The sequence below is a fragment of the Novosphingobium rosa NBRC 15208 genome, from assembly GCF_001598555.1.
In the GTDB taxonomy this organism is placed as follows: Bacteria; Pseudomonadota; Alphaproteobacteria; order Sphingomonadales; family Sphingomonadaceae; genus Novosphingobium; species Novosphingobium rosa.
The window spans coordinates 123,790-143,671 of the sequence record NZ_BCZE01000001.1 but is presented as its reverse complement, the minus strand read 5'-3'; the positions used below and the strand labels follow the sequence as shown (position 1 = coordinate 143,671).

The following is a 19,882-nucleotide window of genomic DNA, read 5'->3' as shown; positions in this document are numbered from 1 at the left end:
GCCGCTCTCCAAAAGCATTTCAACGATGGCTCTTCCTCCCCGCCGGCGATCCGGTGGGGAGGGGCCTGTAGCGAACCTCTTCGAAAGAGTGGGTTCGCCATGTAGCGGTTCCACAAATAGTTCGGCTTCGATGCTTTGCGTTTCTGCCCCGGCTCGCTCCCCGCCATAAACAAGGCCTAAAGTCTTGGGAGATGTTATGAGCATTCTGGGTGTAGAAAGCGCCGTCTTCGGCGTTGCGGATGTGGCGCAGCACGCCCGCTTCTGGACCGATTTCGGCCTGCCGGTGGAAAGCATCACGCAGGATGAAGCGGTGTTCCGCCTCGCCTCGGGCAGCCGTGTTGTGATCCTGCGGCATGGCGATGCGCGCCTGCCATCGCCTGATCCCTTCCCCGGCGACGGGTTGAAGGAAACCGTCTGGGGCGTGCGCGCGCAGGACGATCTGGAGGCCATTGCCGCCAGTCTCGCCACCGAAGTTGCTGTTACCCGCGATGCCGATGGCACCGTCCACGCCGTCTGCCCCGATGGCCAGCCCATCGCCCTGCGCGTCTGGGCCAAGCGGGCCTTTGTGTCGGAAGCCAGCCCTGTCAACACGCCCGCCAGCCATCCGCGCTTCAACCAGCACCGCATCTGGCGGCAGCGCGCCATCCCCAAGACGATCAACCATGTCGTCTTCTTCTCGCCCGATTACATCGGCAGCTTCGAGTTCTACGAACGCCACCTCGGCTTCCGCTACATCGACCATTCGCGCGGCGTGGGCATCTTCTCCCGCGCGCCGGGCACCTTTGAGCATCACTCGATTTTCTGGGTGAATTGCGACCTGCCCATCGCCCCGGACCACTTCAAATTCATGCATATCGCCTTTGGCATGGACGATATCGACGAAGTGATGCTGGGCGCCAACATCATGGAAGCCAAGGGCTGGAAGAATGAGTCGATGAACTCCAGCGGCGGCATTTCCCGTCACCGCATCTCCAGCGCGATCTACTATTATTGCGACATGCCCGGCCACGCCGGAGAAGCCGAGTATCACGCCGACACCGACTACCTCGATGACAACTGGGTGCCGCGGGCTTGGGACTTCCGCTTTGGCTCGCTGCTGTGGGCGAACAATGCGCCGCCGATCTTCCGGGGGGCGGATATTCCGTGGGATATGCACTTCGATGCCGAGCGCAAAAGCTTTGAGCCCTATCGCAAGAAAGGGGCTGTCGAAGGGGCGCTGGCTCAGCTGACCCAAGACGATGAGCATGCGATTTAAGAGGATTTGGAAGGGGCAATGCGAGGGTGTTACACCCTCGCGCTCCCATTTTTGTCTACGTTGCGCGCAGGGTTCGGCCATAGAGCAACGCCGCTGCGCCGCAGGCTTTTAAATGACGGGCATGCCTGCCTGCGGCGCCTTGTGTCGTGCAGGTGGATAGGTGGGGCGCACCATTGGTGTGCCATTGCCTTGGCGTCGGGAGACGTCATGGGGGTGCAGGGGGCGTAACGCCCCCTGCTTGTCACTTCACTTCTACATGTCCGATCACCGACCGCAAATGCACCACCTCAGGCGCGGCCACGAAAAACGGCCCCGCCAGGGCGCGCCATTGCTGGAATGCCTCGGTGGAGCGGAAGTCGTCATGATGCGCCTCCACGCTCACCCAGCCGACGACCAGATGATAGACCTCGGGCTTCTCCACCACCCGTTCCAGAGCGAAGCCGGTGCAGCCTGGATGGGCCCGGAACAAAGGCTCGGCCTGAGCCACGGCGGCCTCGAAATCGGCGGCGCGGGCGGGGTCGATGGTGAGGCGGGCGATTTCTGTGACCATGACGGGGGCTCTCAATCGTTGGGTTCTTCGACGAATTCGATCAGGTTTCCCGCGCAATCGCGGATAAAGCAACCCTTGCCGAAGCTCTCGCGCACCACGAAGGCGATATCGACCTTCTTGGCCTCCATCTCGGCGAGGAAAACCTCCAGATCGGCGATGCGGAAGGCGACATGCTTGTTGCCATGGGTCTTCAGATCGCTGGGCGGGTGGCGGCGATCCTCGGGCAGGGGGGCGGCGCCCTCAACCTCGAAGATCTCAAAGCGCAGCGGGCCTTTTTTGACCATGGCGGTGCGGCTGCGCGCGGCCTCGATGGTGAAGCGCTTTTCCAGCTCGAAGCCCAGAACGTTGCCGTACCAGTCCAGCGCTTCGTCGAGGCTGGGCACGGAGACTCCGCCGTGGTGAAAGGTGAAATCGGCCATGGATTATCCCATCTTCGCGAAGGTTTTGGCGCACCAGTCGGCGATATAGTCGCGCATGCCGGTGCCATTGTCAGCCCCGCAATGCTCGACTTCGAAGTCGGATTTGGTGAACATGCGCAGATGGCGGTCGGGGCTGTTCACGGCCTGATCGTAGCTGCGCCGGGCGTTGAAGGCGGGGATCTGGCGGTCGTTTTCGCCATGGGTGATGAGGAACGGCACCCTGATCTTCTCGACCTGCCCGTCGAGCGTGATCTGGTCGGCGTAATCGAGGAAGGCGTCGCGGTCCTCGAAGCCGAAGACCCACAGCACATGGTCCCAGTAATGGGGCACGGGGTTTTCGCCCTCGTTCGTCACCCGCTCGCGCTGGCGCTGGCCCCAGACGTGGTTGGCGCCCATCACGGCACACAACGCATAGCGCGGATCGTTGGCGGCGATGCGCGGCGCGTGATAGCCGCCGAAGGAGAGGCCGAAGATGCCAATCTTCCGGTGGTCCACATCGCTGCGGGTCAGCAGATAGTCGAAGGCGGGGCTGCCCCAGCGCTCGGCGTCATAGACGGCGGGCAGATTGCGTTTGCGGATCGCCTCGCCGGTGCCGGGCTGGTCGAGGAACAGCGTGTTCATGCCGCGCTCCAGATTGGAGGCGCCATGGCCCGCCATATTGACCTGCTCCTTCATGGAATCGAGGCCATTGACCGACACCAGCGTGGGGCGCGGCGTGCCGCTGCCATCATGGACAAAGATGCCGGTGTAGCTGGAGCCTTCATAGGGGATCTCGACCTTCTCGACATGCAGTCCGCGCAGTCTGGAGCCCTTGTGGTAAAGCTCCATGCCCTTGTCATAGGCCGCCCAGCGCGGCGCGTAATCGCGGCTCTGCATGCGTTCGGCGGCGAGGTAATAGCCGCTGGCGCGCAGATATTTGGTGCCTGCGGACAGGGCATAGCCATCGACCAGATCGGCGTCGGCATTCTTCGTCACCTGATCGGCCACGGCGATCCAGCTGTCGAACAGGGCGGCGGAACCGGCATCGGCGCCCGACTTGGCGGCCTCGCGCACGGGGCGGCAGGCTTCGTCGATCTCGCCGTGGTTGCCGCCGCAGACCAGCGCCAGATTGGTGGCCAGATTCCAGACGTAATTGCCGGGGAAGGGTTCGAACATCCTCATATCCTTAGATCTATCGCCCGGCATGGACGGGGCGAAACATGTCTTCCCGGCGTCCTGCCACGTCTCTTCCCGCGCGGACCAACGCATAGGATCGATGGCACACTATTGATGCGATGCCTTTGCTGCCCGCCGCCTGCGCCGTTAGCCTGACCCTCACGTTCGAGATGGGAGAGAAAGATGCGTCTGGCAACTGTGCGCGACGGGACCGCCGATGGGCGTCTGGTCGTGATCGCGCCCGATGGCGAGAGCTATGCGCAGGCCCCGGTGGGCACGCTGCAACAGGCTTTGGAGCAATGGGATCGGGTGTCGGCCGAACTGGCCGCGATCACGGATTTCCCACAGGCGCTGGATCACGCCCAACTGGCTGCCCCTCTGCCGCGCGCGTGGCAGTGGCTCGACGGCTCGGCCTTTGCCAGCCATGGCGCGTTGATGGACAAGGTGCTGGGGGTCGAACCGCTCAAGACAGAGCGCCCGCTGATGTATCAGGGCGTGTCCGACCGGTTCTACGGCCCCCATGACGATGTCCGCTTTCCCGATGAGGATCTGGGCATCGATTTCGAGGGCGAATTCGGCGTGATCGTGGACGCCGTGCCGATGGGCACCACGGCGCAGGATGCCTTCAAATACATCAGGCTGGTGGTGCAGATCAACGACTGGTCGCTGCGCAAGCTGGCCGGGCCGGAGATGAAGACCGGCTTTGGCTGGGTGCAGGCCAAGCCGCCCTGCTCGATGGCGCCCTTTGCCGTCACGCCCGATGAACTGGGCGAGGCCTGGAAGAAGGGCCGCGTCTGCCTCAACCTGCTGGTCGACTGGAACGGCAAGCGTTTCGGCGCGGCCAGCGGCGAACCGATGGGCCATGGCTTCCACGAACTGGTCGCTCATGCCGCGCGCACCCGCGATCTGGTGGCGGGCACGGTGATCGGCTCTGGCACCGTCTCCAACGAGAATTTCCGCGAGATCGGCTCCTCCTGCATCGCCGAGCGGCGCGGGATCGAGATCGTCGACGAAGGCGCGCCGCGCACCGATTTCATGGCTTTCGGCGACAGCGTGCGCATGGAAGCCGTCACCCCCACGGGCGCCTCGCCCTTCGGCATCATCGAACAGAAGGTCATCAAGGCATGAGCGACATCCTCTCCGACAGCGGCTTGCCTGCCGTGCAGCGCGTGGTCACCGGGCACAATGAGGATGGCCGCGCCATCTTCAAATCCGAGGACATCACGCCCACAAAAATGATCGCCTCGGGCGACGCCAGCTTCCTCACCATCTGGGCCACCGAAACCGTGCCCGCCGACAACAATGACGAACGCGACGGGCGCGATCTGCCCACAGGCCTCACGCTGGAGCGCGGCAGCGTGATCCGCATCACCGATATGCTGCCCGGCAAGCAGAGCCCGATGCACCGCACCAACAGCATCGACTATGGCATCGTGCTGAAGGGTGAAATCGAGCTGGAGCTGGAGGATGGCCGCAAGAAGACCATCCGCGAAGGCGGCATCATCATCCAGCGCGGCACCAATCATCTGTGGCGCAACACCACCGACACGGTGTGCCGCATCGCCTTCATCCTGATCGAGGCCCCGGCCTATCTGCATGACGGCCAGCCACTGGATGAGGCCAAGCCAGAACACGCTGCACATTGATGAGCATGCCGGACTTCGGGCTGAGGGGCCGCACCGCCCTGATCACCGGTTCGACCCGCGGCATCGGGTTCGCCATCGCGCAGGGCATGATCGCTGCGGGCGCGCGCGTGATGCTCTCCAGCGAGGATGCTGAGCACACGGCGCGGGTCGCCGCGCAGCTGGGCATGCCGGGCATCGCCTGCGATGTATCCGATGACGCCGCGCTGGAGCATCTGGTCGAGGGCACGGTGGCGGAACTGGGCGGGCTGGACATTCTGGTCTGCAACGCCGGGATTACCGGGCGGCCCGGGCGGTTTGAAACTATCGATATGGCCGATTACGCGCGCGTCATGGCGATCAACCTGCGCAGTCAGGTGGTGCTGACCGGCCTTGCCTTGCCGCATATGGCGCAGCGTCAGGGCAGCGTGGTGCTGATGTCCAGCCTGTCGGGTCTGCGCGGCAATGGGGCGATCAACGCCTATGCCCTGGCCAAGGCTGGCGTGGCGCAGCTGGCGCGCAATCTGGCGGTGGAATGGGGGCCAAGAGGCGTGCGGGTCAACGCCATCTCGCCCGGTTTTATCGCCACCGAACTGTCCAGACCTCTGCTTGAAAACGAAAGCTTCATGGCCCGGCGCATGGCGATGACCCCGCTGCGCCGCCCCGGCACGCCGGAGGAGGTGGCGGGGGCGGCGATCTTCCTGGCCAGCAGCGCCGCCGGTTTTATCACCGGGCACAATCTGGTGGTCGATGGCGGCACGCTGATCACCGACGGCAGCTAAGCGCCATCATCCCGTTCCGTGGATGGCCAGGCAACGCTAGAGTGAATTCGACAGCGGCGCGATAAAGGCGTGTCTGCATGAAACCATAATCGAAAGGGAGACTCATGCCTGCGGATCAAGCCCCGCCGGCGGGATCGGGCGGCAGGCAGGTGACGGTGATGACCGGCCTGTCGCTGCTGTTGCCGATCACGCTGTCCACCATGGCCATCGTGCTGCTGGCGCCTATTCTGCCGCAGATCATGCAGAATTTCAGCGCCGTGCCCGGCTATGAATATTGGGTGCCGATGATCCTGACGATCCCGGCGCTCTGCGTGGCGCTGTTCTCGCCGATCGCGGGGATGATGGGGGATTATTTCGGGCGCCGCCGCCTGCTGCTGGCCAGCTTCGTGGTCTATGGCATCGTGGGCATCGCTCCGGTGTTCCTGCATGATCTGACGGCGATCCTGATCAGCCGCGTCGGCGTGGGGCTGGCCGAGGCGCTGATCATGGTCCTCTCCACCACGATGATCGGCGACTATTACCACGGCGCCGCGCGTGACAAATGGTTGGCGGGGCAGACGGCCTTCGCCTCCATGTCGGCGCTGGTCTTCTTCAATGTGGGCGGGCAGCTGGGGTCGCATGGCTGGCGCACGCCCTTCTGGGTCTACAGCTCAGCGCTGCTGATGATGGCGCTGGTGATGGCCTTCACCCGTGATCCCAAGGCGAGCGATCACGGTAAGGCCGAAGCGCCCCGCAACGCGAGCTGGGCGCAATTCCCATGGCGGCGCATCGCGGTGATCATGGCGATCACGCTTTATGGCTCGGTGTTCTTCTACACCGTGCAGATCCAGGCCGCGAGCGGCCTGCATGTGCTGGGTATCACCGATCCGGCGCGTGCCGGTTTCCTCACCTCCATCGCCAGCGTGGGCGTGCCGCTGGGCACCTTCATCTATTCGCGCATCGGGCGCTGGCCGGTGCAGCGCCTGCTGGTGCTGGAATTCGCGCTGCTCGCGGTGGGTTTTCTGATGATGGGGAAGGCTGCGGCCCCCGGCGGCTTCCTGATCGGCTGTTTCTGCAACCAGCTGGGCGCGGGGATGCTGCTGCCCACCCTGCTGGTCTGGGCGATGAGCCTGCTGCCTTTCGACATTCGCGGGCGCGGCGCCGGGCTGTGGCAGGCCGCCTTTGCCATGGGGCAGTTCCTCAGCCCGGTGGTGGTGACCTTCGCCGCGCAACGGACGGGGGGCCTGCTGTCAGCCTTTGTGGTGATGTCGGGCGGGGCGATGATCGGTCTGCTTGTCGTGCTGCTGGTGGCGGGACGCATTGGCCGGATCGAGCAGCCTATCAAGATGAACGGAATGGCGCATGGCTGATCGCCTGAAGGGCAAGGTGGCGGTCGTCACCGGGGCGGGCAATGGCATCGGGCAGGGCGTGGCGGCGCTGTTCCGGCAGGAGGGCGCCACGGTCATCGGCGTCGACCGGCAAGGCGCCGACCGTGACTGCGACCTTCTGAACGAAGCGGCGGTGAAGGCGCTCTTCGCCGCCATCGGGCAGGAGCATGGCAGGATCGATATACTGGTGAACGCGGCCGCCTTTGCGATCTTCGACTGGATCGAGACGCTGACCTATGCCGACTGGAAGGCCACGCTGGCAGGCGAACTCGATATCGTTTTCCTGCCCACGCAGGCGGCGTGGCCGTGGCTGAAGGCCAGCGGGAGGGCCAGCGTCATCAACTTCGCCAGCGCGAACGCCCGCCATGCGCTGGAGGGTTCGCCTGCTCTGGCCCATTGCGCGGGCAAGGGCGGGGTGCTGGCCATGACGCGCCAGCTGGCGATGGAGGGCGCCCCGCATGGCATTCGCGCCAACACCATCGCCCCCGGCTTCATCCGCACCGCCGCCACCCAGCGACATCTCGACCATGATCCGGCCTTGAAGGACAGGGTGCTGGCCAAGAACATGCTCAAGCTGCTGGGCGAACCGGGCGACATCGGCTGGGCCGCCGTCTGGCTGGGCAGCGATGAGGCGCGCTATGTCACAGCAGCGGATATTCCCATCGATGCCGGAGCCACCGGCTGGTAGGACCGCTTAGCGCACCAGCTTGGCCGATTGCACCACCATGGCGAACAGGCTGTTGAGAGCGGTCGACACATTGCCGTCGGTCGAGACGGTCTGGAACAGGTAGGAGCCATCCGTGTTCTGGCTGGCGCAGGCCTGCAGCTGCTGCTGGATATAGGGTACATTGTTGGCGGCGAAGCTGTTGAAGGTGGGGTGCTTGGTGTAGTTGATCGTGGCGGGCAGATATTGCGTGTAGAGAATGGCGATGCGCGTGCCGGTGGCCTTGATCGCGGCGCATTGCGCGATGTTGTTGGCGTTGAGCTGGCCCATGCCGTCGCCGGTGTTGTTGTTCTGCGCGCCGTCGGTGACGATCAGCAGCACATTCTGGGGCGAGGCCGGCGTGCCGGTCCCCGAGGCCGTCATGGTGGACTGCATCCAGTTGAACATATAGGTGAAATTGGTGTCGGCATTGCCGGTGACGGTCAGGATGTTGGTCCAGCTGCCATTGGCGGCCATCAGCGGGGCCTGCGCGCCCAGATCGGGGAAGGTCGCGCTCTGCAAGGTGGACACATTGGTCATGGTGCCGAAGGGCGAGGTGGAGAGCGCCGCCGGATTGCCCACATTGAAGGTGAAGAACTGCATCTTGTAGACCGGCGGCACCGTGGCGGTGGCGAATTGCTGTTGGATGTTATAGGCGTATTGGATCACGCCTGCCGCCGCCGTGCCTTCGTCATCGGTGCGCAGGTTGATGTCGGATTGCCCCGGATTGACCTTGCTGTAATTCTGCGCCAGCCACCAGGTGTCGGGGAAATTCACCGAGACGGTGGTGGGCAGAACCTGGCCGGTGGGCACATAGGACAGCACCACCGGATTGGGCAGCGGGCTGTAGCCCCCGCAATAGGTCGCCGATCCCACGATCGTGCCGCTGGTGCCCAGCTTGGTGCCGCTGCTGTTGAAGACGTTGCCGGAGCAGTCCACGCGGAAGAAGGGGTTGGTGCCGCTGGAGGAGCTGTTGTTGAGGTAAATGGCGCGCGAGCTGGTGTCGATCACGTAAGTGCCCGCGTTCCATTGATGCATGTTGTTGGAATGGCAGGCGAAATCGCAGCCGTCGGTGCGGCCGTAATAGGCCATTTCGCCCTGCCAGATGGCGCCGCCGATCAGATTGCTGATGCCCGTGGACGTGGTGGGCAGCAGCATCGAGGGCGAGGTGTCGAGCGCGATGTAGAAATTGATGCTGGGCGGCTGCGAGGCGCTTGCCGTCGCCGTGCCGCCGATGGGCAGGGTGGCCGCGCCCAGCACGCCGCCGAAGAAGTTGGTGGATTTGGCGGTGTAGACCAGCTTTGCGGTGCGCAACCGGCCCAGCGTGGCGGACACGGTGCTGGTGATGGTGACGGTGCGGACCACGGTGGTCATGCCCGGCAGACCGGCGACCTGCTGGTCGAACATGTTCTGGGCGGCGGTCTGGGCCATGGCGTCGCTCTGGTTGAGCAATTGCGGCACCACGGCGGCCAGCACCGCGGCATCGGCGGCGGCGTTCATCTTGGTCTGCAGCTTCTGCGCCCGGCTGTAATCCAGTCCGAAACCGATCGCGAAGATCAGCGGGATCGCGGCAAAGGCCATGATCGACATCACATTGCCGCGTCTGTCCGCGCGCAGCCCCCGGGCAAGGCGGCGCAGGCCGTCGATCAGCAGGTGGAGCGGTGAAGGGCGAGTGGGCTGCGTCATGGCGTGCGGGTCTACTGCAGACGAGGGATCATATAGTCCTGATCGCCCAGCGTCGTGGTGATGAGCGAACCAAAACCGATGGGCGGCGTGTAGGCGTAAGAGATCTGGCCGTAGAACAGATAACCCCCGGCGGTGCCCACCACCGTCTTGTTGGCGGCGGCGGTGGTGTTGCTGCACACGTTGGAGCCATCGGCCGAGGTGGGCACCATCGGCGAGGTGATCAGGCTGGCCGGGATGGACACCACGCTGCCCGCCGTGAAGGTGGAGGCCACCGTGGCGCCCGCGCTCTGGGCCTGGCTCCACACCACATAGGCATGGGTGGCGTCGCAGACCCGCAATTCGGTGATCTGCAGGCGGGTGACCGCAGCGGGCATCGGCGTCATCACCAGCTGCGCGGAGTTGAGATAGGTCGTCAGCTGCGCGGCGGTGACCGGAGAGGAGGGCGAGACGTTGCGGCTCACCAGATCGGCGAGGGCGCGGGTCGCCACCGTCACCTTGCGCGCGCAGGAGATCATGTCGGCCAGCACATAGCCGCCCACGAACATGGTCAGCATCAGCGGCAGGGCCAGCGCGAATTCGATCATCGCCGTGCCGCGCCGGTCATGGATCAGGCGCGGGCTTTTTGCGGGGCGCCTCAGCATGTGGTCGATCCCGTGGCGCAGGCATAGCCCTCGACGGTGACCACAGAGGTCGCCACCAGCAGGCGGTTGCCGTTGGCCTGATTGATGAAGTTCAGCCCCAGCGGCGCCGAGATCGTCGGCCAGAGATAGGCAAGCTGGACCACGACCAGATCGTTCTGTGATCCGCTCAGCCCCGAATTGCTGGTTGTGGTGCCGTCGCAGCTGGAATTGCCGTAGCTGGTGCTGTTGCTGGTCAGCACGCCATTGGTGTAGTTGAAGGTGGGCGTGCTGACGGTGGGGCTGGTGCAGCCCGCCGGCATGATCTGCACATTCACATAGAGGCGGCTGCAGGCCAGAAAGGGCGGCAGCGCGCTGGCATAGGTGACGCTGTTGCCGCTGGAATCCTTGCCGGTAAGGCCATTGCAGACGGCGGTCTTGAAATCGCTGGAGCTCATGCCGGTGTAGGCCGAGGTGCCGCTGCCCAGTTGCATCGTCTGGGCATTGCCGGTCAGGATCAGGCGCGACGCGGCCTCGACGGCGGTTTCCAGCCCTTCCTGCGCCAGATAGATCAGGGCGATATGCAGAATGCCCAGAAGCAGGGCGATAAAGGCGGGCACCACCAGCGCGAATTCGATGGCCGGGCCGCCGGATGTGTCCGCCAGCAGCGCTTGCCACAGGCGTTTGCCGCTGCGCCGGGCCACGCCCGCGCCGGCAGATGAACACCGCCCTGTTAACCCTCTGGTCAATGACCGACCCTTTTTATACGAACCGTGAGGGGGTCATAACGCAAGGGCCTCGTTATTGATTGAAGGCGTACCCTGTGGAAACTACCTTAGTGCTTGGTGGAAGTGGTTTATGATGGTGAACGCGATGGCAAGATTATCAGGACTTTCCCGCAGGCCCTGAAGGTCTCTGCCGCTCGGGTCTGCTGTCCAGACTGCGCTTCCAGCGCTGGCGCAATTCGCCGGGGCGCTGGCCGTGGCGGTCCTCCAGAAAACGGGTGGAGAGGATACGGTCCGCGCGGAAATGGCGGAAATCCTGCCGCATCTCGCACCATGCGGCCAGCATGAGCGCTGCTTCGAAATAGCCCAGAATGACCGGCCAGATCACCCGCTCGCTGACGGCGCCCTTTTCGTCGCGATAGGTCATGGCCAGCTTGCGGCCCTCGCGGATCCACAGGCGGGCGCGGGCCAGGTCGATGCCGTCAGGGGCCGGGGAGGACCGTGTCGGCACGCCGGTGGCGGGATGGGCGATGACGGCGCGCAGATGCTCGGGCACCACCGAGGTGATCTTGGCGATCAGATCCCGCGCCGCGCCGGCCAGCGCCGGATCGCCGCGCCCCATCACCCATTGCGCGCCCAGCACCGCCGCCTCGATCTCCTCGGGCGTGAGCATCAGCGGCGGCATGTCGAAACTGTCCTCGAGGATGTAGCCGAAGCCCGCCTCGCCCTGCACCGGCACGCGCTGGCCGATCAGATCGGCGATGTCGCGATAGATGGTGCGGGGCGAGACCTCCAGCTCCCGCGCCATGTCCTGCGCGGTGACGGGCCGGGTGGAGCGGCGCAAAATCTGGATGATCTGGAACAATCTGTCGGCACGGCGCATCGGTCTTCTCCTGCTGACAGTATGCTGTCAGCAGGGGTGGCGCACAAGGGGGCTGCAACCAACAGGAGGCCTCTCATGATCACGCTTTACCACGCGCCGCAATCCCGTTCCTCGCGCATCGTCTGGCTGCTGGAAGAGCTGGGTGTGGATTACACCATCCAGCCGGTCTCCATCTTCCGCCCGATGACGGGGCAGGGCGATCCCGATCCCGCCAATCCCCATCCCGACCAGCGCGTGCCCGCCATCGAGCATGACGATGCGCTGATCACGGAATCGGTGGGCATCGCGCTCTATCTGGGCGACACCTTTCCGCAGGCCGGTCTGGCGCCTGCCATCGGCTCGGCATGGCGCGGGCCCTATTGCAGCTGGCTGGGCTGGTATGCCTGCGAGATGGAGCAGGCGATGTTCGCGGCGATGTCCGGCGCTCTGGCGGCCTCGCCGCTCAAGCAGCGCGATCATGCGGCGGTGATGCAGCGTCTGGAGACCCGGCTGGAGCATCACGACTATCTGCTGGGCGACCACTTCTCCGTCGCCGATGTGCTGGTCGCCAGCGCCCTGAACTTCGGCCGCAAGGCTTTCCCCGAGAGCGCGGTGATCGACGCCTATGTCGAGCGCTGCAAGAACCGCCCGGCGGCAAAGCGCGCTCTGGCGCTGGACGATGCGTCTGGCCTGCAACAGGCGGCGGCGCTGGTGGATTGAACGAAGGGGGCGGGACCGGCGCGCCGATCCCGCCCCTCACGCCGAAACATTGACGACCTCCATCGCCTTGCCGTCACGCGCCTCGACGGCAAGGCCATCCATCACCAGCCCTCGCACATTGTAGGCCACAAAGCCCTGGGCGCCTTTGGCGATGACATTCTCGAAACGGATGTTCTGCAAGGGGCTTTCCGGCAGGCCCGCCAGATAGATGGCATGCCCGCCCACCGTGTCCAGCCTGATGTTTTGAAAGGTGATGTTGCGGATGATCGCCGTGCCTGCATCACGCGGGCGGGCGGCATGCGGATCGGGATCGACCTCGCCATAGAACTGATCGACATAGAGCGCGCCGCGAAACCATCTGCCATCGCGATGCTCGTCGCTGGCGTAGGTAAGGGTGCAGTCACGATAGGTGACGTTCTCGATCACATTGCCCCGGCCACGCGGCGCTTTTACGCTGGCGATGCTGAAGGTGTTTTCGAAGCTGCAGTCTTCCACCAGCACGTTGCGCAGCCCGCCTGCCATCTCGCTGCCCATGGCGACGCCGAAACCGCTGGAAAAACGGCAATGGCTGATCCGCACATTCTCGGTGGGGATGCCCACGGCGCGGCCCTCGGCATCGCGGCCCGATTTCAGGGCGATGCCATCGTCCTGACTGGCGATATGGCTGTTGAAGATGAAGACGTTGCGGCAGGAATCCGGATCGAGCCCGTCGCCATTGACCATATGGGGGTAGGGTTTGCCTGCCTCGTCATATTTGGTGTGGATGCTCACGCCATTGACGGTCAGCCCGTCGCAATAGATCGGATGGACGCACCAGAAGGGCGACTGCCGCACCGTGATGCCCTTGAGATAAACCCCGTCCGTATCGCGGATGCAGATGACGCAGCCGCGCTCGGCGGCTTTTTGCGCCAGCTCGTTCTGGCGCAGGGCGGCGCCATTGCCATTGATGGTTCCCGCGCCGGTGATGGCGATGTTGCGCCAGCGGGCGCCTTTGGCGTCGGCGGTGTTGATCAGGCTGGCGTAACAGGGCTTTTCCGTGCCTTCGGAGCGATAGCGCATGATCGGATAATGCTGCGGATCGGTGCTGCCCAGCAGGGTGGCGCCTTCATCGAGATGCAGCGTGATGTCGCTTTTGAGGATGATCGCGCCCGAAAGGAAGATACCCTTGGGGATGCGCACCGTATCGCCCGGAGCGCAGGCATCGATCGCCGTCTGGATGGCCCTGGTGTTAAGGGTTTGGCCATCGCCGACCGCTCCGAAGGCGGTGATGGCATGCCATGTCCCCCGGGGTTTGGTGGCGATCGACAGGATCGGGCTGCGCAGCACCCGGCCATCGGCAAGATAGGCCGTGACCGCGATTGCGTAAGACCTTGCCGGAGCAAGCCCTTCCAGCGTGTAATCGGTGAAATGCGAGGTTCCGGCCAGCTTGCCGTCCAGATGGATCTCATAGCGCTCGACGGCTACGCCTTGAGGCTTGTCCCACAGCGCGGCGATGCTGTCGGCGGTCTGCGCGGCGGGAGGGCTCATCAGCTTGAGATCGCCGGTGGCACCTTGCGGAGAGGGGGCTGTCGCAGCTCTGCCCAGCGGCCCGAAGGCGGCGGCGCTGGCGAGCGAACCCAGCAACAGGCCGCGTTTGTCGATGGTGAGCATGGCGCTCATATTCCCTCAATTTGAGACCGGGTATCATATTGTGTAGCATGGCCACAAAAAATGAATAGACTGGCCGCAACGAAAAGACAGGAGAGAAGGATGCCCAAGCGCCAGACCACGGCCCCGCTGCTGTCACGCCGGGGGTTCACGCTGGCCTCGCTCGCCCTCTGGCCCGCCAGCCGGGGACCGGCTGCGACCAGCCTGGAACAACGCTCGGTTTCGGTCGTGGATTTCGGGGCGCAGCCGGATGGCCGCATGCTCTGCACCACCGCCATTCAGACGGCCATCGATCATCTGGCGCAGTCAGGCGGCGGCACGCTGATCATCCCGCAAGGCACCTTCCTGAGCGGTGCGCTTTTCCTCAAGCCGAAGGTCCATCTGTATCTGGAGCGCGGCAGCGTGCTGAAATGCACCACTGACATGGCCAACTTTCCACGCGGTCGCACCCGCATCGAAGGCCACTTCGAGGAGCATTTCACCCCCGCCCTGATCAACGCCGAGCGCTGCGACGGCCTGCGCATCACCGGCGAAGGCGTGCTGGATGGTTCCGGCATGGCGATCTGGGAGCGGTTCTGGGCCTTGCGCGAACAGGCGAAAGACCCCGGCAACTTTCCCAACATCGGCATCGACCGCGCGCGACTGGCCCTGATCCAGAATTCACAAGACGTGCTGATCGAGGGCGTCACCTTCAAGGATTCGCAGTTCTGGAACCTGCATCTCTACGCTTGCCAAAAGGTCACGGTGCGCGGCGCCCGCTTCCTCGTGCCCGACGATTACGCATGGGCTCCCAGCAGTGACGGCATCGATATCGACAGCTGTCAGGATGTGCTGGTGGAGGGCTGCTTCTTCTCCGTGACCGATGATTGCATTGCCGCCAAAGGCTCGAAAGGCCTCCAGGCGCCGGAGGACAAAGCCAGCCCTCCGGTCGAGCGCATCCAGATCCGCCACTGCACCTTCAAGCGCGGCCATCAGGCCTTCTCCTGCGGCAGCGAGGCGACGGTCGTCCGCGATGTGCAGATCGAGGATTGCACGGTCAGCGGGCCGATCAATCTGCTGATGCTCAAATTGCGCGCCGATACGCCGCAGCTTTACGAGAACATCACGCTGCGGCGCATCCATCTGGCCAGCGAGGGCGGGCGCATCCTGCTGATCCGGCCATGGACCCAATATCTCGATCTGAAAGGCAGCGCGCCGCCGCATTCGCAGGTCCGCAATGTGCTGCTGAGCGGCATCACGGGCACCTTCGGCGCATGGGGCGAGGTGCGGCCCGATCCGCATGTCGCGGTCACCGGCGTCAGGCTCGAAAACATCGATATCCATGTGCGGAAGGGCGACAATCTGCCCGTTTCCGGCGCTGATGTGGCCTTCAGCCATGTGGTGGTGAATGGCCAGCCCATCGCCGCCCCGGCCAAGGCGGCGAACTGATGGCTTGCAAGGCAGCATCGCTGGCCATCGCGCTCGCGGTTTCGATGGTGGCGAACACTGCCAGTGCCGCAACCCCCGATCTGTGGAGCACCTTCCTCCATCCTCCTGCCGAGGCGCGTCCGATGGTCCGCTGGTGGTGGTTCGGCCCTGCGGTGGAGGACAAGGAAATCGACCGCGAGATCACCGCGATGCAATCCGGCGGCTTCGGCGGTTTCGAGGTGCAGCCGACCTATCCGCTCTCGCCTGATGATCCGGCGCATGGCATCGTCAATCTGCCCTATCTCTCCGCCGCCTTTATCGCCCGCCTTGCCCATGCGGGGGAAACGGCGCGCCGACAAGGCATGCGGATCGATGTGACGATCGGCTCGGGCTGGCCCTTTGGCGGGCCGCATGTGCCGGTGACGGAGGCGGCCTCGATGCTTCGCATGGTGCCTGTCGATCTGGGGCAGGGCCAGACCTCGGTCTGTGCGCCCGCGCCGCAAGCCGGAGAGCAACTGCTGGCCGCCTATGCCGATGGCCGCCGCATCACGCTGGCCAATGGCTGCGCGAGTCTGTCGAGCGCCTCAAACCCGCGCCGGATCGATTTCGCCATGGCCAGCCGCACCGGCCAGCAGGTCAAGCGCGCCGCCGTGGGGGCGGAGGGCTTCGTGATCGATCATGTCGATGCCTCGGCGGTGCAGCGCCATCTGGCGGTGGTGGGCGACCGGCTGCTTCAGGCTTTCCCCAGGGATCAGCCACCTTACGCCATGTTCTCCGACAGTCTGGAGGCCTATGGTTCGAACTGGACCGGCGATCTGCCCCAGCAGTTCCGGGCGCGGCGGGGTTACGATGTGCTCGACCATCTCCCGGCTTTGATCCGGAACAGCGCTGAAAGCGAGGCGGTGCGCTATGACTGGTCCCGCACCCTTTCCGAACTGGTGGACGAGCGCTATCTGGCGCCGATCGCCGCATGGGCGCAAAGCCACAACACCCGCTTTCGCGCCCAGGTCTATGGTTTTCCGCCGCCGACGCTGTCATCCAACGCGCTGGTCACCCTGCCGGAAGGCGAGGGCGCCGACTGGCGCAGCTTCACCTCCACCCGCTGGGCGACATCGGCGGCGCATCTCTATGGCCGCCCGGTGGTGTCTTCCGAAGTCTGGACATGGCTGCATTCCCCGACATGGGCCGCCACCCCGCTCGATATGAAGATCGAGGCGGATCGGCATTTCCTGCAAGGGATCAACCAGCTGGTCGGCCATGGCTGGCCCTATACGCCGCCCGGCGCGGCGGAGCCGGGCTGGGCCTTCTATGCGGCCTCCTCGCTCAACGATCACAACCCATGGTATCCGGCGATGCCTGCGGTGACGGCCTATCTCACGCGGGTCAGCGCCCTGCTGCGCGCGGGCGAGCCCGCCAACAAGGTGGCGATCTATCTGCCCACCGAGGATGTCTTCGCCGCCATGTCGCCCGATTACGCCTCGGCGGACAAGGCGATGAAGCTGCATGTGCCGGGCAGCCTGATCGGCGCGGTGCTGGACGCCGGTTTCGGCTTCGACTTTATTGACGCCGCCGCCATCCGCAAAGGCAGGCTGAGCGCGCAAGTGTTGATCCTGCCCCCCATGAAACGCATCGATCCTGAGGCCTTTCAGGCGATCCAGAACTGGGTGCAGGCGGGCGGCAAGCTGGTCGCCCTCGATCATCTGCCGGCTGTGGCCGGGGGGCTAAGCGATCAGGCCGAGGCCACCGCGAGGGTGCGCGAGATCGGGCAGAGTTTGGGTCAAGCCGTGCGGATCGTGCCGGAAGCCGGGTTGGGCGGCACGCTGCAGCACCTCGCCACGCAGGACGTGATCCTGCCCCGGCCCGAGCCTGCCTTGGGTGTGGTGCGGCGCAAGGTTGCGGGCGGCGATCTCTACTTCCTTGTCAACACTGGCCAACAGCCTCTTGAAACCTCTGCCCATTTTGCGGAAGATCGGGAAGGTGGCGCCTTGTGGAACCCGATGACCGGCACAAGGCAAGGCGTCGCTGCGGGCCCTGTCACCTTGCGGCTGGCGCCTTATGAATCGCGTGTGCTGATGCTTGGCAAAGGTTTCGCCGCGCCCATAACTCCCGAACAAGAACCCCTGCCGCTCCTCGACCTCTCCGCCAACTGGAGCCTTGCGCTGCCCACGCGTCAGGAAACCTTGGCGAGGATCGCACCATGGACGGATAACCCCGAAGATCGCCCCATATCGGGCGCGGCGCATTACCGGCGCAGCTTCACCTTGCGAAACCTGCCTGCGGGCCATGCCATGCTGCTCGATCTGGGGAGCCCCACCAAGCTGCCCCAGCCGCAGGGAACGCCCGCAAGGCCTCAGGCCGAGATCGCCTCCCCGGTGCGCGAAGCCGCCATCATTCGCATCAATGGCGAGATCATGGGGACGCTCTGGGCGCCGCCCTATCGGCTCGATATCACCAGAGCGCTGCGCAAGGGCCGCAATCGGATCGATATCATGGTGATGAATGGCGCGGTCAATGCGCTGGCGGGGCGCCCTCCTGCGGACCGCCGCCTGTTGACCTTGCGCTATGGCGAAAGATTTCAGGACCAGGATCAGGATCGTATCACGGCGCAGCCTTCGGGTCTGAGCGGCCCGATCACCCTGCTCTCGCAGTGAAGGCGGGCGGGAAGGGGGCCTGTTCCATGCCTTCGGGAATTTTGCCGTAACCAGATGCCGCTCCATCGATTTCGCGGTGCCGCATGATGCCCGGTTGTCCCTTTGCCGCGTTGGCAGGGAAACCGGATGTCGATGCAGGCTGGAGGATTCTTGTGGAGTATCTGATCATTGGTGCCGGGCCTGCTGGTCTGCAACTGGGTTATCACCTCCAGCGCGCCGGGCGCGATTATCAGATTCTCGAGGCCGGGCCCACGCCGGGCCAATTCTTCCAGAGCTATCCCCGCCACCGCAAGCTGATCTCCATCAACAAGGTGCATACCGGCAGCAGCGACCCCGAGCACAATCTGCGCATGGACTGGAATTCGCTGCTCAGCGACGATCCGGACCTGCTCTTCACCCGCTATTCGCCGCGCTATTTCCCACCTGCCGATGTGCTGGTGCGCTATCTGGCCGATTATGCAGAGAAACTGGGGCTGAATGTCGCCTATGACACGCGCATCACCCATATCACCCGGCAGGACGAGAGCGGCGACTTTATCGCCACCGATGAACAGGGCAAAAGCTGGCGGGCCAAACGCCTGATCATCGCCACGGGCGTATCAAAGCCCTATATCCCGCCGATCCCCGGCATCGAGAGCATCGAGCAATATGCAGACGTTTCCGTCGATCCCGAGGATTTCACCAACCAGCGCGTGCTGATCATCGGCAAGGCCAATTCCGCCTTCGAAACCGCTGATAATCTGATGGAAACCGCCGCTGTCATCCATGTCGCGGGGCCCAGCCCGATCCGGTTTGCGTGGAAGACGCATTTCGTGGGCCATCTGCGGGCGGTGAACAACAATCTGCTCGACAGTTATCAGCTGAAATCGCAGAATGCGCTGCTCGATGGCGAGATCGTCAACATCGCGAAGGAGGAGTCCGGCTACACCGTCACAGTCAGTTTCAGCCGCGTGAACGAGGTGCTGAAGGATCTGCGCTATGATCGCGTGATCGGTTGCACCGGATTCCGCTTCGACGCCGATATCTTTGACCCCGCCATCCGCCCCAAACTGGTCATCAAGGACCGCTTCCCCGAGCAGACGCCTGCATGGGAATCCACCAATGTGCCCGGCCTCTATTTCGCGGGCACGCTGACCCAGATGCGCGATTTCAAAAAATCCACCAGCGGCTTCATTCATGGTTTCCGCTATGCGGTTCGCGCGCTGAGCCGGGTGCTGGAGGAGCGCTATCACGGCGTGGCATGGCCGCATGAGGTGCTGGAACCCGAAGCCGATGTGCTGATGGAGGCGGTGATCGCCCGCGTCAACCGCAGCTCGGCGCTGTGGCAGCAGTTCGGCTTTCTGGGCGATGTGATCCGCATCCTGCCTGATGGCAGTGCTTGCTATTGTGAGGAAATGCCGATGGATCTGGTGGCCGATGGCGCTCTGGCGGGCGATGTCATGCATTTCACCATCACGCTGGAATATGGGCCCGATCACGACAAGGTCGACCCGTTCGACCTCAACGTCACCCGCATCGCCCAGAACGATCCCGAGCGGGCGGCGCAGGGGCAATATCTCCATCCCGTGGTGCGGGCGTGGCAGGATGGCGCGCTGCTGGCCACCCATCACGTCACTGAAAACCTTGAGAATGACTGGGTGTGGCCGCATCACCGCGAGCCGCTTGAGGCTTTCTTCAAACGCATGCTCACCCCCGCCGAGGTGGCGGTCTGAGG

At 64.3% G+C, this 19,882-nt stretch carries 18 protein-coding genes; 10 read left to right on the top strand and 8 right to left on the bottom strand.

Translation table 11 applies throughout. The features are described 5' to 3' along the window. Nucleotides 1–196 precede the first annotated feature (196 nt). The gene (locus tag SR3_RS00600; RefSeq protein ID WP_068079574.1) at nucleotides 197–1,255 is read left to right on the top strand and encodes a VOC family protein; all 1,059 of its coding nucleotides are present in this window, start codon (nucleotides 197–199) and stop codon (nucleotides 1,253–1,255) included. 241 nt (nucleotides 1,256–1,496) lie between these two features. Here SR3_RS00600 and SR3_RS00595 read toward each other — a convergent pair whose 3' ends face one another. The 3 genes from SR3_RS00595 to SR3_RS00585 are packed head-to-tail and all read right to left on the bottom strand — an operon-like array spanning nucleotide 1,497 to nucleotide 3,379. Beyond that, complete coding sequence (locus tag SR3_RS00595; protein WP_068079572.1) at nucleotides 1,497–1,805, bottom strand: putative quinol monooxygenase; 309 nt, start codon at nucleotides 1,803–1,805, stop codon at nucleotides 1,497–1,499. Nucleotides 1,806–1,816: 11 nt separating this feature from the next. Then, entirely contained in the window at nucleotides 1,817–2,224 is a 408-nt protein-coding gene (locus SR3_RS00590) for a VOC family protein (RefSeq protein WP_068079570.1), read from the bottom strand. A 3-nt stretch (nucleotides 2,225–2,227) separates the two neighbouring features. Further along, nucleotides 2,228–3,379, bottom strand: a complete 1,152-nt coding sequence (locus tag SR3_RS00585; protein WP_068079568.1) for an alpha/beta hydrolase — start codon at nucleotides 3,377–3,379, stop codon at nucleotides 2,228–2,230. Nucleotides 3,380–3,562: 183 nt separating this feature from the next. On the opposite strand from SR3_RS00585, the gene SR3_RS00580 reads away from it, so the two are divergent. From SR3_RS00580 to SR3_RS00560, 5 genes are all read left to right on the top strand, one after another. Further along, entirely contained in the window at nucleotides 3,563–4,507 is a 945-nt protein-coding gene (locus SR3_RS00580; protein WP_068079563.1) for a fumarylacetoacetate hydrolase family protein, read from the top strand. Continuing rightward, nucleotides 4,504–5,025 carry a cupin domain-containing protein gene (locus tag SR3_RS00575; protein WP_068079560.1) on the top strand — a complete coding sequence of 174 codons (522 nt, stop codon included), beginning with the start codon at nucleotides 4,504–4,506 and terminating at the stop codon, nucleotides 5,023–5,025. The genes SR3_RS00580 and SR3_RS00575 overlap by 4 nt, the downstream gene beginning before the upstream one ends. Next, nucleotides 5,025–5,783, top strand: coding sequence for an SDR family NAD(P)-dependent oxidoreductase (locus SR3_RS00570; protein ID WP_068079558.1), 759 nt, complete (start codon nucleotides 5,025–5,027; stop codon nucleotides 5,781–5,783). The genes SR3_RS00575 and SR3_RS00570 overlap by 1 nt, the downstream gene beginning before the upstream one ends. A gap of 104 nt (nucleotides 5,784–5,887) precedes the next feature. Beyond that, on the top strand, nucleotides 5,888–7,132 hold the full coding sequence (locus SR3_RS00565) for an MFS transporter (protein ID WP_068079556.1): 1,245 nt from the start codon (nucleotides 5,888–5,890) through the stop codon (nucleotides 7,130–7,132). Further along, entirely contained in the window at nucleotides 7,125–7,838 is a 714-nt protein-coding gene (locus SR3_RS00560; protein ID WP_068079554.1) for an SDR family NAD(P)-dependent oxidoreductase, read from the top strand. Before SR3_RS00565 ends, SR3_RS00560 begins: the two co-directional genes overlap by 8 nt. A gap of 6 nt (nucleotides 7,839–7,844) precedes the next feature. On the opposite strand, the gene SR3_RS00555 is transcribed toward SR3_RS00560, so the two are convergent. The 4 genes from SR3_RS00555 to SR3_RS00540 all read right to left on the bottom strand — a co-directional run bounded on the left by SR3_RS00555 (nucleotide 7,845) and on the right by SR3_RS00540 (nucleotide 11,764). Next, complete coding sequence (locus SR3_RS00555) at nucleotides 7,845–9,539, bottom strand: TadE/TadG family type IV pilus assembly protein (RefSeq protein WP_068079552.1); 1,695 nt, start codon at nucleotides 9,537–9,539, stop codon at nucleotides 7,845–7,847. An 11-nt stretch (nucleotides 9,540–9,550) separates the two neighbouring features. Beyond that, nucleotides 9,551–10,180, bottom strand: coding sequence for a TadE/TadG family type IV pilus assembly protein (locus SR3_RS00550; RefSeq protein WP_068079551.1), 630 nt, complete (start codon nucleotides 10,178–10,180; stop codon nucleotides 9,551–9,553). Next, nucleotides 10,174–10,860 carry a TadE/TadG family type IV pilus assembly protein gene (locus SR3_RS00545; RefSeq protein WP_068079550.1) on the bottom strand — a complete coding sequence of 229 codons (687 nt, stop codon included), beginning with the start codon at nucleotides 10,858–10,860 and terminating at the stop codon, nucleotides 10,174–10,176. The genes SR3_RS00550 and SR3_RS00545 overlap by 7 nt, the downstream gene beginning before the upstream one ends. A 181-nt stretch (nucleotides 10,861–11,041) precedes the next feature. Beyond that, nucleotides 11,042–11,764 (bottom strand): helix-turn-helix transcriptional regulator, encoded by a 723-nt coding sequence (locus tag SR3_RS00540; RefSeq protein ID WP_068079548.1) that lies wholly within the window; start codon nucleotides 11,762–11,764, stop codon nucleotides 11,042–11,044. Between the two features lie 75 nt (nucleotides 11,765–11,839). Between SR3_RS00540 and SR3_RS00535 the strand changes: the two genes are divergently transcribed. Beyond that, nucleotides 11,840–12,463, top strand: coding sequence for a glutathione S-transferase family protein (locus SR3_RS00535; protein WP_068079546.1), 624 nt, complete (start codon nucleotides 11,840–11,842; stop codon nucleotides 12,461–12,463). Nucleotides 12,464–12,499: 36 nt separating this feature from the next. Here the strand turns inward: SR3_RS00535 and SR3_RS00530 are convergent, their stop codons facing one another. Further along, the gene (locus SR3_RS00530; protein WP_218018734.1) at nucleotides 12,500–14,122 is read right to left on the bottom strand and encodes a glycosyl hydrolase family 28 protein; all 1,623 of its coding nucleotides are present in this window, start codon (nucleotides 14,120–14,122) and stop codon (nucleotides 12,500–12,502) included. Nucleotides 14,123–14,212: 90 nt separating this feature from the next. Here SR3_RS00530 and SR3_RS00525 point away from each other — a divergent pair, with 90 nt between their 5' ends. The 3 genes from SR3_RS00525 to SR3_RS00515 all read left to right on the top strand — a co-directional run bounded on the left by SR3_RS00525 (nucleotide 14,213) and on the right by SR3_RS00515 (nucleotide 19,880). Further along, nucleotides 14,213–15,538, top strand: a complete 1,326-nt coding sequence (locus tag SR3_RS00525; RefSeq protein WP_068079544.1) for a glycoside hydrolase family 28 protein — start codon at nucleotides 14,213–14,215, stop codon at nucleotides 15,536–15,538. Beyond that, complete coding sequence (locus SR3_RS00520; RefSeq protein WP_068079542.1) at nucleotides 15,538–18,168, top strand: glycosyl hydrolase; 2,631 nt, start codon at nucleotides 15,538–15,540, stop codon at nucleotides 18,166–18,168. Before SR3_RS00525 ends, SR3_RS00520 begins: the two co-directional genes overlap by 1 nt. 152 nt (nucleotides 18,169–18,320) lie before the next feature. Further along, the gene (locus SR3_RS00515) at nucleotides 18,321–19,880 is read left to right on the top strand and encodes an NAD(P)-binding domain-containing protein (RefSeq protein WP_218018733.1); all 1,560 of its coding nucleotides are present in this window, start codon (nucleotides 18,321–18,323) and stop codon (nucleotides 19,878–19,880) included. The last annotated feature ends 2 nt before the right edge of the window (nucleotides 19,881–19,882 follow it).

Coding starts and splice junctions, on each gene's coding strand:
- SR3_RS00550 (WP_068079551.1), bottom strand. CDS start 10,180: ATGCTGAGGCGCCCCGCAAAAAGCCCGCGCCTGATCCATGACCGGCGC.
- SR3_RS00560 (WP_068079554.1), top strand. CDS start 7,125: ATGGCTGATCGCCTGAAGGGCAAGGTGGCGGTCGTCACCGGGGCGGGC.
- SR3_RS00530 (WP_218018734.1), bottom strand. CDS start 14,122: ATGAGCGCCATGCTCACCATCGACAAACGCGGCCTGTTGCTGGGTTCG.
- SR3_RS00535 (WP_068079546.1), top strand. CDS start 11,840: ATGATCACGCTTTACCACGCGCCGCAATCCCGTTCCTCGCGCATCGTC.
- SR3_RS00590 (WP_068079570.1), bottom strand. CDS start 2,224: ATGGCCGATTTCACCTTTCACCACGGCGGAGTCTCCGTGCCCAGCCTC.
- SR3_RS00570 (WP_068079558.1), top strand. CDS start 5,025: ATGAGCATGCCGGACTTCGGGCTGAGGGGCCGCACCGCCCTGATCACC.
- SR3_RS00555 (WP_068079552.1), bottom strand. CDS start 9,539: ATGACGCAGCCCACTCGCCCTTCACCGCTCCACCTGCTGATCGACGGC.
- SR3_RS00595 (WP_068079572.1), bottom strand. CDS start 1,805: ATGGTCACAGAAATCGCCCGCCTCACCATCGACCCCGCCCGCGCCGCC.
- SR3_RS00525 (WP_068079544.1), top strand. CDS start 14,213: ATGCCCAAGCGCCAGACCACGGCCCCGCTGCTGTCACGCCGGGGGTTC.
- SR3_RS00520 (WP_068079542.1), top strand. CDS start 15,538: ATGGCTTGCAAGGCAGCATCGCTGGCCATCGCGCTCGCGGTTTCGATG.
- SR3_RS00565 (WP_068079556.1), top strand. CDS start 5,888: ATGCCTGCGGATCAAGCCCCGCCGGCGGGATCGGGCGGCAGGCAGGTG.
- SR3_RS00575 (WP_068079560.1), top strand. CDS start 4,504: ATGAGCGACATCCTCTCCGACAGCGGCTTGCCTGCCGTGCAGCGCGTG.
- SR3_RS00600 (WP_068079574.1), top strand. CDS start 197: ATGAGCATTCTGGGTGTAGAAAGCGCCGTCTTCGGCGTTGCGGATGTG.
- SR3_RS00580 (WP_068079563.1), top strand. CDS start 3,563: ATGCGTCTGGCAACTGTGCGCGACGGGACCGCCGATGGGCGTCTGGTC.
- SR3_RS00540 (WP_068079548.1), bottom strand. CDS start 11,764: ATGCGCCGTGCCGACAGATTGTTCCAGATCATCCAGATTTTGCGCCGC.
- SR3_RS00585 (WP_068079568.1), bottom strand. CDS start 3,379: ATGTTCGAACCCTTCCCCGGCAATTACGTCTGGAATCTGGCCACCAAT.